Annotated in this window: 11 protein-coding genes and 1 pseudogene; 9 read left to right on the top strand and 3 right to left on the bottom strand. The window is 39.0% G+C overall.

What is annotated here, in order from left to right; translation table 11 throughout:
• Positions 1–239 precede the first annotated feature (239 nt).
• The 4 genes and pseudogenes from C511_RS0100975 (at position 240) to C511_RS0100960 (ending at position 3869) form a co-directional block, all read left to right on the top strand.
• Positions 240–833, top strand: coding sequence for a hypothetical protein (locus C511_RS0100975; protein ID WP_024995496.1), 594 nt, complete (start codon positions 240–242; stop codon positions 831–833).
• A gap of 139 nt (positions 834–972) precedes the next feature.
• Positions 973–1575: pseudogene (locus tag C511_RS0100970) on the top strand (alpha-N-acetylglucosaminidase TIM-barrel domain-containing protein); the annotation flags it as partial.
• The gene (locus C511_RS15970; protein ID WP_024995499.1) at positions 1575–2453 is read left to right on the top strand and encodes a glycosyl hydrolase family 28 protein; all 879 of its coding nucleotides are present in this window, start codon (positions 1575–1577) and stop codon (positions 2451–2453) included. The pseudogene C511_RS0100970 and the gene C511_RS15970, both read left to right, overlap by 1 nt.
• A 12-nt stretch (positions 2454–2465) precedes the next feature.
• Positions 2466–3869: a glycoside hydrolase family 28 protein gene (locus C511_RS0100960; protein WP_024995500.1), complete on the top strand. Its 1404-nt coding sequence runs from the start codon at positions 2466–2468 to the stop codon at positions 3867–3869.
• Between the two features lie 28 nt (positions 3870–3897).
• Here the strand turns inward: C511_RS0100960 and nadA are convergent, their stop codons facing one another.
• The gene (nadA, locus tag C511_RS0100955) at positions 3898–4890 is read right to left on the bottom strand and encodes a quinolinate synthase NadA (RefSeq protein WP_024995501.1); all 993 of its coding nucleotides are present in this window, start codon (positions 4888–4890) and stop codon (positions 3898–3900) included.
• A gap of 487 nt (positions 4891–5377) precedes the next feature.
• On the opposite strand from nadA, the gene C511_RS0100950 reads away from it, so the two are divergent.
• On the top strand, positions 5378–5911 hold the full coding sequence (locus C511_RS0100950) for an RNA methyltransferase (protein ID WP_024995502.1): 534 nt from the start codon (positions 5378–5380) through the stop codon (positions 5909–5911).
• Between the two features lie 21 nt (positions 5912–5932).
• On the opposite strand, the gene C511_RS0100945 is transcribed toward C511_RS0100950, so the two are convergent.
• Complete coding sequence (locus tag C511_RS0100945; RefSeq protein ID WP_024995503.1) at positions 5933–6535, bottom strand: DUF4294 domain-containing protein; 603 nt, start codon at positions 6533–6535, stop codon at positions 5933–5935.
• A 100-nt stretch (positions 6536–6635) separates the two neighbouring features.
• Between C511_RS0100945 and C511_RS0100940 the strand changes: the two genes are divergently transcribed.
• Complete coding sequence (locus tag C511_RS0100940) at positions 6636–8660, top strand: helix-hairpin-helix domain-containing protein (RefSeq protein WP_024995504.1); 2025 nt, start codon at positions 6636–6638, stop codon at positions 8658–8660.
• Between the two features lie 56 nt (positions 8661–8716).
• On the top strand, positions 8717–9493 hold the full coding sequence (locus C511_RS0100935; protein ID WP_024995505.1) for a radical SAM protein: 777 nt from the start codon (positions 8717–8719) through the stop codon (positions 9491–9493).
• Positions 9494–9548: 55 nt separating this feature from the next.
• Here C511_RS0100935 and C511_RS0100930 read toward each other — a convergent pair whose 3' ends face one another.
• Positions 9549–11231, bottom strand: a complete 1683-nt coding sequence (locus tag C511_RS0100930; protein ID WP_024995506.1) for a SulP family inorganic anion transporter — start codon at positions 11229–11231, stop codon at positions 9549–9551.
• 251 nt (positions 11232–11482) lie between these two features.
• On the opposite strand from C511_RS0100930, the gene rbr reads away from it, so the two are divergent.
• The gene (gene rbr, locus C511_RS0100925) at positions 11483–12061 is read left to right on the top strand and encodes a rubrerythrin (protein WP_024995507.1); all 579 of its coding nucleotides are present in this window, start codon (positions 11483–11485) and stop codon (positions 12059–12061) included.
• Between the two features lie 268 nt (positions 12062–12329).
• Positions 12330–15500 carry a SusC/RagA family TonB-linked outer membrane protein gene (locus C511_RS0100920; RefSeq protein ID WP_027317656.1) on the top strand — a complete coding sequence of 1057 codons (3171 nt, stop codon included), beginning with the start codon at positions 12330–12332 and terminating at the stop codon, positions 15498–15500.
• Positions 15501–15513: the final 13 nt, after the last annotated feature.

Below are 15513 nucleotides of genomic sequence, written 5' to 3'. Positions count from 1 at the left end.
TTAGCCGACTTGCTAACCATGGTTATTCAACTTACCAACCTTGGTTGGCTGATCGGCTAACCAAGGTTAGCCGCCTTTTTTTCTTAAACAGAAATGTAATACCTCCACGTCGTTATGCCTCATTAAGCAGTATGGATTCAATGTGCAGCAACTAAATCACATCTTTCCCTCAACAAATATTATTTTTCATGGCATTGTTTACATTGAAATAAATATATTTGCAAAAAACTTTTTAAATTATGAATACTAGAAAAACTGCAACAGCAATCTTATTGCTATTCGTCACAATCGCTCTCTCTGCTCAAGAAGCAAAGTATGAAATGAAATCGGCTATCATCAAAAAGAAGACCGAATTTTCCGGACAAGTACTTGAATCGACTACTTTCATTGATGATTACGGTAAGAAGGAAGCAACGGAAATTATTTTTAAAAACGGTATGGGCCCCGGTGTCGATAAGTCTATGATGACCATCATGGATAGCACTTCTGTTATTACGGTCGATATGGATACCAAAGTGGCTAACCGTGTCAATCTACCCACAAAACCTATTAATTACCTTCAGATTAGTGACGAAATACGAGATCAATATAAATTAAAGGAGGCCGGAGAAGAGGCGATAGGAGATAAGACCTGTAAAATTTACACGCTCGAAATATCACAAATGGGACAAACCCTGCAATTAAAGGTCTGGGTCTGGAAAGGAATTGCTTTGAAGTCCGAAACATCGGCTGGTGGCACGCTACTTGCCACAGAAACAACCACAGATATACAAGAAAATGCGGCCGTGCTGCAAGATAAATTCAGCCTTCCTGCGGGAGTTACTATTCAATAAATAATTGATTCGCACATTATAATTCTTACGGGGCGGGTATTAAGGTACCCACCCCGTAATCGTTTTTCCTCCTTTATTTTTCGTTTTTCACCCCCTGTCAACAAGGAAAGCCTTATATTTGGCCTCAAATGTTAACACTATGAAGAAGTTACTAAGTATATGTATGATGTGCTGGCTTACGGGTCAGCTACTTGCTAATCCTGTAGCAGGAATGTTGGAGCGAATCGACAAAGGTGCTTCCAAGAAATTTTCCATTGAAATAAAAAGTATAGGCAACGAAGATTATTTTGAACTCGATCAGAAAGGTAATCGGGTAGTGGTTCGTGCCAACAATTACGTAAGCGCCGCTTCGGGAGTAAACTGGTATCTTAAATATTATGCGGGAGTGCATTTGTCGTGGAATGGCATGACGGCCAAACTACCGGATGTTTTGCCTCAAGTAACAAAGAAGGAGCGTCATCAAACCACTCTGAAACTCCGTTATAACTTCAATTATTGTACATTCTCTTACTCCATGGCTTTCTGGGACTGGAAGCGTTGGGAACAAGAGATTGACTGGATGGCATTGCATAGCATTAACTTGCCGCTGGCTGTGGTAGGTGAGGAGTGTATATGGTTTAATATGCTCAAAAAGCTGGGCTACTCCAAAGAAGAAATAAATAAGTTCATATCCGGACCGGCTTTCATGGCTTGGTGGGAAATGAATAACCTGGAAGGTTGGGGAGGACCGAATCCTGATTCATGTCAATAGATCAAGTTTCCATGATCAATAGAGCTTATTGGAATAATGATGGTTTTGATATAATTGATTGTCATAATGTAAAGATTACCCGATGTAAGATCAATTCTGCAGACGATGGCATTTGCTTGAAGTCTTATCATCCCGATGCCAATAACGATAGCATTTACATTGCTGACTGCGAAGTACGTAGTAGTGCAAGCGCTATAAAATTCGGAACTGCTTCATGGGGAGGCTTTAAAAATATAACGATTGATGATATTCGTGTATTTGATACTTTTCGTTCGGCTATTGCCATTGAATCTGTTGATGGAGGCCATATTGAAAATATCAATATAAATAACATTATAGCAAAGAATACAGGTAATGCCCTATTTATTCGTTTGGGACACAGAGCAGGTGAACGCCCGGGAACCATAAAAAATATATCCATAAAAAACATGACTGTAGAAATTCCGTTTGGAAGGCCAGATATTAACTATGATTTAAGAGGACCGGAAGTCGATTTTTTCCATAATCCGTTTCCTTCATCTATAACAGGTATACCGGGATATTATATAGAAGGTATTCATCTTGAAAATATAGAAATAACCTATCCGGGAAGAGCAACCAAAGGAATGGCTTATATACCTTTAAATCGTTTAAACCAAGTACCGGAACATATCAATAAATATCCAGAATTCAGTATGTTTGGTGAACTACCTTCGTGGGGATTTTATATTCGTCACGCCAAGAATATAAAATTGAAAAATGTAAAATTGAAGTTGACAGAACCAGACTATCGTCCGGCAATTATTATGGACGATGTGAAAGGAGAATCACTTGAACAACTGTTTTTTCCATTAGATAAAAGAGAACAAATTATAATAGTTAATAACTAATAAGAGAATATGATGAGACTAAAATTTTTATTAGCCCTTCTTGGATTAGGATTTATGATGTCCTGCCATACAAAAAAAACAGATTTTGATATCCGTGATTATGGAGCAAAAGGAGACAGTGTTACCGATAATGCCAAAGCCATTCAGGAAGCCATTGATGATTGCAACAAAGCAGGAGGAGGACGAGTTATTATTCCAGGAGACGGAGTGTATATGACCGGTCCCTTTACAGTAGCATCTTACGTAGACCTGCACCTGGAAGCAAATGCTAAATTATTGGCTAATCCGGATGAGAAGGTGTATAATAAAAGTGCTTTTCGCGATAATAAAGGTGAAGGTATGATGTGGATTAGTGGTACTAACATTGTGCAATTTTCTATTAGTGGAAAAGGTAAAATTGATGGCAATGGCGTTTCGTTTATGGGTAAAGAATTAGAAGATTCTTATGAATTAAAACCTGTACACGAATTTGATCCCCGTCCGCATGTACTTACTTTAATTAATGGTAAAGAAATCCGTATCAAAGATGTTATTATAGGCAATTCGGCTTACTGGACAGTGCACCTCGTAGGTTGTAATGATGTTGTTATTGATGGAATAAGTATTCTAAATAACCTGAAAATTCGCAATGGAGACGGTATCGATGTGGATCATTCAAAAAATGTGCGTATCAGCAACTGTTTCATTGAATCAGGAGACGATTGTATCTGTTTGAAAAATCGTCGTGAATATCAAGATTTAGGACCCTGTGAAAACATCCTGGTAACTAATTGTACCATGACTTCTCGTTCATGCGCTATTAAAATAGGTTCCGAAAATATGGACCGTATCAGTCACGTCGTTGTAAACAACTGTATTATCAGAGACAGTAACCGCGGCATTGGTATTCAAAACCGTGACGAAGGCACAGTAGAAAATATTATCTTTTCTAACATTGTAATTGATTGTAAGTTCTTCTCTAACGTTTGGTGGGGAAAAGCCGAACCTATTTATGTAACAGCCTACACCCGTAAAGCAGGTGATCATAAAGATGCAGGCTGGCGCTTTCCAAAAGGAATGGCCGATTATGAAGTTGGAACAGTTACTGATATCAGTTTCAATAACATAAAGTGCGAAAGTGAAAATGGAGTATTCCTCAGTGCAGAATCAAAAGACAAAATTCAGAATATATATTTTGATGAAGTAGATCTGATGATTTGTAAACGTACCAATTACGAAGGCGGTATATATGATAAACGTCCAAGTAAAGGTGATGATTTTGTGAAAGGGAAAACATACGGATTTTATCTTGATAATGCATCAAATGTAAATATCCGGAATTCTACCGTACGTTGGGGAGATACCCGTCCGTCTTATTTTGCCGACACCCTGTTTAGTCAGAACATTGACGGGTTACAAACGTTTAATCTAAAATAATTTAGCATAGAAAGAAAAAGCTAGGGTTTTATAACCCTAGCTTTTCTGATATATCAAGCATTCGTTTAATGGGAAGAACTGCTTTCTTAGCTACTTCACTATCAACTTCAATCTCCGGAAACTCATATTTCAAACAGTTATAGAGCTTCTCCATTGTATTTAAACGCATAAAGCTACACTCATTACATGCACAGGTGCTATCATTGGGTGGAGCAGGAATAAATGTCTTCTGCGGGCATTTCTTTTGCATCTCATGTAAGATACCCGATTCTGTTGCCACAATAAAACATTGCGCATCACTTTGAACCGCATGTTTCAGCAAGGCTGCTGTTGATCCTACAAAATCAGCCAGCTTTAAAACCACACTTTTACATTCAGGATGTGCCAACACCACTGCATCAGGGTATTGTGCTTTTAACTCCACAATCTTTTCAACAGAGAATTGTTCATGAACATGACATGCACCATCCCAAAGCAACATGTTGCGATTGGTAATTGAATTAATGTAATTACCCAGATTCCTATCGGGACCGAAGATAATCTTTTCATCTTTAGGGAAACTTTCAACAATCTGTTTGGCATTCGTTGAAGTAACCACTACATCAGTAACAGCTTTCACAGCAGCAGTAGTGTTTACATAAGATATAACCGTGTAACCGGGATGCTCATTGACAAAACGTGCAAAGTCATCGGCCGGACAACTGTCGGCCAGCGAACAACCGGCATTCAAATCGGGTACCAATACTTTCTTATCAGGACAAAGAATCTTGGCTGTTTCACCCATGAAATGAACTCCACACAACACAATGATGTCGGCTGTTGTTTTAGCAGCCCATTGAGCGAGTGCCAGACTATCACCTACAAAGTCGGCTATATCCTGTATCTCACCCTGCTGATAGTAGTGTCCCAATATCACAGCATTCTTTTCTTTCTTAAGTTCGTTGATTGCTTTTTTAAGATCAATGCTTTTATCCACAGGTTCATCAGCAAAACCCTTTATTAACCATTTCTCTTTATTCATTATAATCTAATTATTTAATCTCTAATCTTTTAAAAATATATGTTAGTGATAATAGGTTGTTAATAGTGTTAGCAAATAGTTTACTTTCTATTTGGATAATAAGTTATTAGTCTTTGACCTTGACTTATTGCATCCTTATTAACAACTAAAACAGGCTTTAAGTCTTGATAATAAGTGATATATATATTTAATTAACAACCTGTTGAAAGGTTGCAAAGTTAAAAACTAAAAGAGAAAAATTGAAGAAACACGGTTTAAAAATGTGTTTATGTAAGCTTTGAAAGTTTTTATTAACTTATTTGGATTGTTTATTTATGGGTATCCATATATGTTTTAATGAATAAAGCAACTTATTTTTTGAAAAAGTATTTATGAGGTATTGACAACTTATAAACGAGTATTAACCGATTAGTTAACTGATAAATGGGAGCATAAAATAGAAATGATTAATTTTGCAGCATTATACTTAGAAGAGATCATTATGAGCATGAGAAAGTTAAAAATCACCGAGTTAAATAGAATCAGTACGGAAGAATTCAAAGAAGCGAAGAAATTGCCTTTGGTAGTAGTACTTGATGATATACGTAGTTTGCACAACATAGGTTCTGTGTTCAGAACTTCGGATGCTTTTCGTATTGAGCATATTTATCTGTGTGGTATTACGGCTGTTCCTCCGCATGCTGAAATACATAAAACGGCTTTAGGTGCTGAGTTTTCAGTAGAGTGGACGTATGTTCATAACGCTGTTGAAGCTGTTGATAACTTAAAAAGCAATGGGTATATAGTCTATTCTATTGAGCAGGCTGAAGGAAGTATTATGCTCGACGACCTTCAACTGGACAAGCAGCAGAAATATGCCGTAGTACTGGGTAATGAAGTAAAAGGAGTAGGGCAGGAGGTAATAAACCATTCTCACGGTTGCATAGAGATTCCGCAATACGGAACAAAACATTCACTCAATGTATCGGTTACTGCAGGTATAGTGATCTGGGATCTCTTTAAAAAACTCACTGCATTTTAAAGTTAATAACTTGCTGATAACTTATAACTGACCGTTTTGTACTTGTAGAACAATTCGTTCAATCATTCTATCTTCGCCTTCGGGATCATATTGTTTTTTAAGACTGGCACCGAATAAACCGGCAAATGTTTGGTATAAACCGGCTTTAAAAGGTCCCATAAAAGCTTTAACCAGTTCATAAGAAGTCTGGTTTGACTGCCTGTCAACCAGCTTAATTAAAAGCTTCCCTTGAGCGAAAGAAAGCTTTTTCATGCGTGCGGTATATTGTTCTTTCAACCCTTTTTCTACTCTCTTAATGTGTTTCTGTCGGATTTTCTCATTGGGTAGTGTTTCCAGATACTCGTATGTTTCTATAATGGTTCGGTTAATTTCCTGTGAAATAGGAAAGGTTTTTTTTACGTTATAAACCAACCGGTAATATTCTTTCCTCTCTTTGTCATTCCTGAACTTTAGTGGTTTGAATATGTACACATCCGGAAGTGTTATAGAAGGAATCGTATCTCCTTTGTAAATACATACAGGCACAAGATATCCTCCGGCTGACTTATTTTCTTGCGCATTGCTTTGTATGGCAATCAAAGAAAGCAGCAAGAACCCGGTTAATATATTGAACCTTTTTTTCATGCAGCAAAAATACTATTATTTCCTGTTAATGTGTTGCTGTTTATCTAATTTAAATTATCTTCGCAAACCGATAATTATTTATACTTAATCTGAAATCTCAATGAACAAACACACAGCTATTCTATTCGTTCTTTTTATGCTCTTTTTTAATGTGACTGTTTTTTCTCAAGATCCCATAGTGAATGAATGGGAAAGTGTCATGGAACAAATTGCCGTTACCGACGAATATACTGATGTTAATTGGGATCATGAACTGGAAGAATTAACTAACCGCCTCGATCAACCCCTTAATTTAAATGAAGTAACTAAGGAAAAACTGCTTATCTTTCCTTTCCTCACTGAATTGCAAATTGAAGATTTATTGGCTTACCTTTACATCAACGGTCCCATGCAGTCTGTTTATGAGTTACAATTGGTTGAATCAATGGACAAGCAGAGCATTGAATTGTTAATACCTTATGTTTGTGTCAAACCGGTTGAAAAGTCGCCAACATTTCCTTCTCTAAAGAACATCTTGACCAAGGGAAGACACGAGTTAATGACCCGTATTGATATTCCGTTTTATAAAAGAAAAGGATACGAAGATTCGTATTTGGGTCCTCCCGTTTATCACTCAACGAGGTATGGCTTTCGATACAAAGACCATGTTTATGCCGGTATCACTGCCGAAAAAGATGCCGGTGAACCTTTTCTGGCATTACATAATACAAAAGGGTATGATCATTATTCATTTTATTTTTTACTTAAAGACATTCGTCGCATTAAAACATTGGCATTAGGAAATTATCGTCTTAGTTTTGGACAAGGACTGGTTATGAGCAATGATTTTATTATGGGGAAAAGCACATCGCTTTATACGCTCGGAAACCGTGCCGAAGGAATTAAAAAACATGCTTCCACAGATGAATTTAATTACCAACAAGGGGCAGCGGTTGCTGTTAATTGGAAAAAGATATGTTTATCGGCCTTTTACTCACACCGGTCGCTTGATGGTATTGTCAAAGAAGAACAAATAACTTCTATTAATAAGAGCGGACTGCATCGTACTCAAAAGGAGGCGGAACGAAGTAATTTGTTTGCCTTACAACTCATGGGAGGTAATGTGGCGTATACAACCAATCGTTTAAAAATGGGCGTTACAGGTATTTATTATTTTTTCGACAAACCTTATGAACCTGCACTCAGAGAGTATGCTAAATATAACATCAGAGGCAATCATTTTTATAATTTGGGTGTTGACTATAAATACAGATGGAATCGTTTCTTGCTCTCGGGGGAGGCAGCCATTGGCAAGTCGGGTGGCTATGCTTTGTTGAATACTCTCTCTTATTCCAAGGCCAATAATTATACGGTTTCGTTGGTCCACAGATTGTATACACATGATTATTGGGCCATGTATGCTAGTTCCTTTTCTGAAGGCGGACATGTTCAGAATGAAAACGGATGGTATTTGGCTGTTGAGGCGAATCCGTTCCGGTATTGGAAATATTTTGTTTCTCTTGATTTCTTTTCATTTCCATGGTTAAAGTACGGTATCGACAGAGCTTCATCGGGTGTGGATGTGCAGTTTCAATCAACTTATGCACCTTCTTCCAAGCTTTCCATGTTTATAAGATACAGATACAAGAAGAAAGATAAAAATTACACGAATGAAGAGAAAGTAAAGTCGGTACTTCCTTTGCATCAACATCGATTGAAATACCAGTTCAACTACAAAGCAAATGCGTTTTTGGCCTTTAAATCCGTTGCAGATTACACACATCTTCATCAACCCGGTGTTCAAGGGAGTGAAGGCTATCAATTGGCACAAGTTTGCACGTATGCTTTTCGCAAATGGCCTTTGAAATGCGAGTTGCAAGGTTCGTGGTTTCATACTGACGATTACTTTTCAAGAGTGTATTCGTACGAAAAGGGTATGATGTATTCTTTTTCTGTACCTTCATATTACGGTATTGGAACGCGAATAGCTTTTCACATGAAATATGATGTGTCTCAAAGATTGATGATTATGGCTAAAGTGGGCCAGACACGCTACCATGACCGTGATGAAATAGGATCCGGACTTGATCTGATAAGGGGAAATAAAAAGGCAGACGCTCAATTGCAAGTAAGGTATAAGTTATAACCTATTCATCTTTTATGTAACTTTGCGAACCAAAACGGAAAATAAATAAAAAAGAAATGTCGACTATAATCTATCCATCACCTATATTTGGTCCGGTTCATTCTCGCAGACTGGGAGTCTCTTTGGGTATCAACCTTCTGCCTGCCGACGGAAAAGTTTGTTCTTTTGATTGTGTTTATTGTGAATGCGGACTGAATGCCGATTATAGAGCCAAAACCCCGATGCCTACTTATGAAAAGGTAATCAAAGCTCTTGAGAAGAAATTGATTGATATGAAAGCTAATGGGCCACAACCCGATGTGCTTACTTTTGCCGGTAACGGTGAGCCTACTTGTCATCCTGATTTTGCCCGGATTATTCATGATACACTGCTTCTTCGTAATCGTTATTTTCCCAATGCCAAGGTTAGCGTACTGAGTAATTCTACTTTTATTAAACGCCCCGATGTATTCGAAGCACTGAAGAAGGTCGACAACAACATTATGAAACTGGATACGGTTGATGAAGCGTATATCCGTATGCTTGACCGTCCTGTGGGGAATTATTCGGTTGCCGATATTGTCGATACGCTGAAAGAGTTTAAGGGCGACTGCATTATTCAAACCATGTTCCTTAAAGGCAGTTACAAAGGGAAAAGCATGGACAATACCACCGATGAGTATGTTCTGCCGTGGATTGAAGCTGTGAAAAGCATTGCACCCCGACAGGTCATGATCTATACGATCGACAGAGATACACCGGGACACGAATTGCAGAAAGCAACACCCGATGAACTTGACCGGATTGTTGACTTGCTATCTAAAGAGCATATTTTCGCAACAGCATCTTACTAACTAAATAAGGTTCGGGAAATTCCCGAACCTTATTTAGTTAGATATGTAGCGGCATTTATTTCTGTATAATCTGATTAGCCCTGTCAATTGCTACATTGATATTCTCACAAATATTCTCTTCGCCCAGTAATTCGTAAAAGCCCGATTTCTCTAACACATGATGTACTTTTTCGTTCACTCCGGAAAGCACAATGGTAATGCGTTCTTTTTTAGACATCTTACACAAGTTAGTCAGGTTATGAATACCGGTTGAGTCAATGAAAGGAACTTTTCTCATGCGTATGATACGCACTTTGGGACGGTCGCCCAGCTGTACCATCTGTTCTTCAAATTTGTTGGCAATACCAAAAAAATACGGACCGTTAATTTCATAAACTTCCACCCCTTTGGGAACCATCAAACTTTCTTCATTAACAGCTATGTCAAGCTCTTCGTTGGGGTTTATCTCATCAGTGATAACAGATATTTCTGTTGTCTCGGCTACCCGTCGCATAAAAAGCAGACAAGCAATAACCAGTCCTACTTCAATGGCTACGGTTAAATCAAAAATAACGGTGAGGAAGAAGGTTATCAACAGTACGGTAATATCCGATTTGGGATTTTTTAATAAAGCACGAAAGGTTCGCCATTCACTCATGTTATAAGACACAACGACCAATACACCGGCCAAGCAAGCCATGGGGATGTATTGTGCCAGCGGCATTAGAAACAAAAGAATCAGAAACAATACCACGGCATGAATGAGCCCGGCTACCGGAGTTTTTCCCCCGTTATTGATGTTGGTCATTGTACGTGCTATGGCTCCTGTTGCCGGAATACCTCCGAACAGCGGCGTAATGATATTGGCCGTTCCTTGTGCAATCAACTCCGTGTTCGAATCGTGTTTGTCGCCTATCACACCATCGGCAACAGTAGCAGATAAAAGAGATTCTATTGCCCCCAGTACGGCAATGGTAATAGCGGCAGGGAGCAAACCTTTCATTGCTTCCCAATTCAGTGTGGGCACCTCTGCACCCGGCAATTGCGCTTTTATACTGAAACGATCACCAATAGTATCAATGGAGTCAACCCCTACATACGTTTTAAGCACATACACCAATAAGGTGATGGCGATGATTGCTATAAGTGATCCCGGAATCTTTTTGGAGAACTTAGGAGTCATTGCAATGATAATGATACTGGCAATGCTGATTATCGTATTCCACCAGTTAATGGTATCAAAATGATTGAAATACATGATCCATTTGCCGATAAAGTCGCCCGGAATTTTTTCTCCTCCAAAAGAAAGTCCGAATATGTCGGCAATCTGCGTGGTGAATATCGTAACGGCAATACCACTGGTAAATCCTACGATGATAGGGTAGGGAATAAATTTAATGATAGCACCCAATTTGAATACCCCTAATAAGATAAGCAATACACCGGCCATGAGAGTGGCAACGATGAGTCCGGCTTCACCGTATTGTTGTATAATTCCATATACGATAACGATAAAAGCACCTGTAGGCCCCCCAATTTGTACTTTACTACCCCCCATCATTGAAATGATGAATCCTGCTATGATAGCTGTAATAATACCTTTCTCCGGAGAAACACCCGAAGCAATACCAAATGCAATGGCCAGCGGTAAAGCAACGATACCCACAATGATACCGGCCATCAAATCGGCCATGAACAATTCTTTTGAATAATTCTTCAAAGCAAGGAACAGCTTTGGCTTGAATTCAAATGCTTTCATTTTAATCTTACTTTTTGAGTTGATTGTATAATAAATATTTTATAGTAGTCTGTTACAGACTGCAAAATTACATAAAATAATGGTTGAAACATGTTATAGAACACTTTATTTATATTTGCGTGGCATTTCCTAGTATATTTCACTTTCAAAAAGACATTTTATATTCTTTATTAATCCATATTTTTATTATTTTTGTGCAGAATCAATGTGCCGGAATTTATAATTTACTCAATTAAAATATAAGTAATATGATGACTAAAAGTATTAAAGGTACGCAAACCGAAAAGAATTTAATGCATTCATTTGCCGGCGAATCTCAAGCCAGAATGCGTTATACTTATTTTGCCAGTGCGGCTAAAAAAGAAGGTTATGAACAAATTGCGGCTATTTTTACCGAAACAGCCGATCAGGAAAAAGAGCATGCGAAAAGAATGTTCAAGTATCTGGAAGGCGGAATGGTTGAAATTACAGCCAGTTTCCCAGCCGGCGTAATTGGTACAACTTTAGAAAATCTTCAGGCAGCCGCAGCCGGCGAACATGAAGAATGGTCGTTAGATTATCCTCATTTTGCCGATGTTGCAGAACAAGAAGGCTTCCGTGAAATAGCTAATATGTATCGCAACATTGCTAAGGCTGAAAAAGCACATGAAGAAAGATACCTGGCCTTCGTTAAAAACATTGAATCAGCTTCGGTATTCGCTAAAGAAGGAGAAGTTCTTTGGCAATGTCGTAATTGCGGATTTATTCACTCAGGCAAGAATGCTCCTAAGTCTTGTCCTGCTTGCTTGCATCCTCAGTCATACTTCGAGGTGATGAAGCAGAATTATTAAATTCGGCACATTCATAGAAAAGGCTCTTTACTCTCATTTGATGGAGAAGTAAAGAGCTTTTTTTATGTCGTTTAACATAAGGAAACATTCCATACTCTTTCAGATAACATTCTTATCCCTTTAGTTAACGCTCTATCCCTATAGCATTAACATCCTTGTGTACCTTGGTAGGTGGTAAAAACTAATTTTGTACTGATTCACTATGCTCTCTAATATAGAGGCAGGTGGGTTAACATCAGATATATAATTAACCATTAAACAATGTACCATGAGAAAACCATTTTATGAAAAATGCGTATCCGTGCATTTATTCAGTATTCTGCTGGCTCTTTTACTCATCTTGCCGGCAACTAACAGCCTCAGGGCTAATCCCAATCAGGATCGATCCCTATCGGGAATGGTCACCTCCGCTTCGGATGGAGAGCCGCTCATCGGAGTAAGTGTTATCGTTAAGGGCACTACCAATGGTACCGTGACTGATTTCGATGGAAAGTATTCGTTGAAAGTAAATCAGGGTCAGACTCTTATTTTCTCTTACATAGGTTATGTAAGTCAGGAAATAAAATATGCCGGTCAAACTACTATCAATATCGTATTAAAGGAAGACACAGAACTTCTCGATGAGGTAGTGGTGATTGGATACGGCGTTCAGAAAAAGAAGTTGGTTACGGGTGCAACAGTTCAGGTGAAGGGTGACAATCTTCAGAAGATGAACACCACGAATGCACTGCAGGCCCTTCAGGGACAAACGCCCGGTGTTAGTATAGCTTCTACTTCCGGACAGCCCGGGGCTGAAATGAAAGTTACCGTTCGTGGTTTAGGAACGGTAGGTAAATCGGGTCCGCTCTATATCATTGACGGTGTTGAAGGAGATATTACTGCGGTAAGTCCATCCGATATCGAATCAATCGACGTGTTGAAAGATGCGGCATCTGCTGCAATTTACGGAGCTCAATCGGCCAATGGTGTGGTTCTTGTCACCACTAAATCAGGAAAAGAAGGAAAAGCGCAGGTTACTTTTGATGCTTATTACGGCATTCAGAATGTAGCCAGAAAAGCCGATATGCTTAATGCCCAGGAATATATGTCGATCATGAATGAGCAGGCATTGAATTCGGGCTCTTCTGTATATGACTTCTCCAAAACAGCCCGCCCCGGTATTTATAATGCAGACGGAACCGTTATTGACACCGACTGGATAGACCAAATGTTCAAAGACAATGCCAAAACACAGAGTTACAGTTTAGGTATCAACGGAGGTTCTGCTACTTCCAACTACTCTATTTCTTTGGGTTATCTTTCACAGGAAGGTATTGTAGGCGGAAAGGATGTGTCGAACTATGAGCGCTATAATTTCAGAATAAACACTGAACATAAGTTATATAAAGACGTCCTTAAAGTAGGTCAGCATGCCAGCTTTGTGTATGTTAAGAATACAGGAATAGGTGTTGGAAACCAATACAACAACACCCTTCGCGGGGCTTTCTCTACTTCTCCATTGTCACCGGTTTACAGCGATAACAACAAGTACGACAGTCCTTATAATGACACCACAAACTCTGACTGGTTTAATGTGGACAGTAACCCTTACGGCGTTATGATGACAAACAACAATAACTTAAGTGACAATCAGAAATGGATTGCAGATGTGTATGCTGAATTTCAACCGATTAAAAACTTAAAGATCAAGTCTGTTTTTGGTATAAACTACTACGCATCAGAGTACAGAAGCTACACTCCGTTGTATCGTTTTTCCATTTACTCGTATAACGAAGCTCACACTTCCGTTTCTCAAAACATGAGTAAAGGACATACCATGACGTGGACCAATACAGCCGGTTACGATTTCAACATCAACGATCATGCCATTAGTACCATGATTGGTATGGAGGCAGTTCGCTTCCAGGGAACTTACCTCAGCGCAGGCAACTGGGATTTGAAGTCCGTATTCAATGATTGGCAACACGCTTATATTGATAATACCGAAAACACCGACTCAGACGGTAAAACACTGTCGGGTAAGCCGGAAGACAATTACAGAAGAGTGTCTTACTTCGGTCGTGTGGGCTACAATTATAAAGAGAAATACTTGTTTAATGCTACTTTACGTGCCGATGCTTCATCGAAATTTGCAAAAGGTAATCGTTGGGGATATTTCCCATCGGTATCTGCCGGATGGCTTGTATCGGGTGAAGATTTTATGAGGCCTGTAGCTAATGTAATGGATTATTTGAAGGTACGCGCCAGCTGGGGTCAAGTAGGTAACCAAAATATAGATAATTTCCAGTATGCCGCACCTATAAAGACCTCCACAACCAATTATATCTTTGGTAATCAAGGATTGGGAGCCGATTACAACCAATGGGGAGCGTATCCGAGCCGTTTGGCAAATGCCAACGTTAAATGGGAAACATCAGAACAGGTTAATATCGGTTTTGATGCCCGTTTCTTCAGTAAGCTGAATGCTAATTTTGATTTTTACGTTAAAACGACCAAAGATTGGTTGGTGAAAGCTCCTATATTGGGAACAGCTGGTACAGGTGCTCCTTTTATTAATGGTGGTGATGTGAAAAATACCGGTGTGGAATTGGCTCTTACTTGGAATGATCGCATTGGCAAACTGAATTACAACATCGGTATCAACGGTGCTTATAATAAAAATAAAGTAGGTGCCATACCCAATGCAGATGGAATAATTCATGGCTTGACCAATATGCTTTATGATAACTCCGAAGAGTTTTACAGAGCAGAGAACGGTCATGCCATCGGATACTTCTGGGGTTACGAAACAGCGGGCTTGTTCCAAAACACACAAGAGATTGCCGATTGGAAAGCAGCAAAGAATGGTATCTTGCAGACCAACGTGAGGCCCGGTGATGTGAGGTATGTTGATCAGGATCACAACGGTGTGATTGATGAAAACGACAAAGTAGACCTCGGCAACGGTATGCCCGATTTTACTTTTGGCTTTAATCTGGGATTCGATTATAAGGGATTTGATTTTTCAGTGAATGCCAACGGAATGGCAGGAAATAAGATCGTTCAATCTTACCGTAATCACGGCGGAAACTCCAAATCCAATTACACATCAGCCATACTTGCCCGTTGGACAGGTGAAGGAACTTCCAACCACATTCCTCGTGTTACGGAAACAAACATAAATTGGCAATTTTCCGATTTATACGTTCACGATGGCGATTTCCTCAGAATCAGCAACATTACTTTGGGGTATGATTTTTCTAAATTGATCAATTGGAAATACATCAGCCAGTTGAGAATTTACGCTCAGGTTCAAAATGCTTTCACTTTTACCAAATATGACGGAATGGATCCTGAAATTGGTTATGGTACCGAAGACAATGGTTGGGTATCAGGAATTGATTTGGGTTATTATCCACGACCCAGAACATTCTTGGTAGGTGCTAACATTAAATTTTAAACTCACCCGCAAA

This window comes from Bacteroides graminisolvens DSM 19988 = JCM 15093 (assembly GCF_000428125.1).
Classification (GTDB): Bacteria; Bacteroidota; Bacteroidia; order Bacteroidales; family Bacteroidaceae; genus Bacteroides; species Bacteroides graminisolvens.
The sequence above is the reverse complement of the archived record's forward strand: the minus strand, read 5'-3'. Positions and strand labels throughout refer to the sequence as shown.

Excerpts from the sequence above, each read along its gene's own strand:
- C511_RS0100975 (WP_024995496.1), top strand. The coding sequence starts at position 240 with ATGAATACTAGAAAAACTGCAACAGCAATCTTATTGCTATTCGTCACA.
- C511_RS0100935 (WP_024995505.1), top strand. The coding sequence starts at position 8,717 with ATGTCGACTATAATCTATCCATCACCTATATTTGGTCCGGTTCATTCT.
- C511_RS0100940 (WP_024995504.1), top strand. The coding sequence starts at position 6,636 with ATGAACAAACACACAGCTATTCTATTCGTTCTTTTTATGCTCTTTTTT.
- C511_RS0100960 (WP_024995500.1), top strand. The coding sequence starts at position 2,466 with ATGAGACTAAAATTTTTATTAGCCCTTCTTGGATTAGGATTTATGATG.
- C511_RS15970 (WP_024995499.1), top strand. The coding sequence starts at position 1,575 with ATGTCAATAGATCAAGTTTCCATGATCAATAGAGCTTATTGGAATAAT.
- rbr (WP_024995507.1), top strand. The coding sequence starts at position 11,483 with ATGACTAAAAGTATTAAAGGTACGCAAACCGAAAAGAATTTAATGCAT.
- C511_RS0100930 (WP_024995506.1), bottom strand. The coding sequence starts at position 11,231 with ATGAAAGCATTTGAATTCAAGCCAAAGCTGTTCCTTGCTTTGAAGAAT.
- C511_RS0100945 (WP_024995503.1), bottom strand. The coding sequence starts at position 6,535 with ATGAAAAAAAGGTTCAATATATTAACCGGGTTCTTGCTGCTTTCTTTG.
- C511_RS0100950 (WP_024995502.1), top strand. The coding sequence starts at position 5,378 with ATGAGAAAGTTAAAAATCACCGAGTTAAATAGAATCAGTACGGAAGAA.
- C511_RS0100920 (WP_027317656.1), top strand. The coding sequence starts at position 12,330 with ATGAGAAAACCATTTTATGAAAAATGCGTATCCGTGCATTTATTCAGT.
- nadA (WP_024995501.1), bottom strand. The coding sequence starts at position 4,890 with ATGAATAAAGAGAAATGGTTAATAAAGGGTTTTGCTGATGAACCTGTG.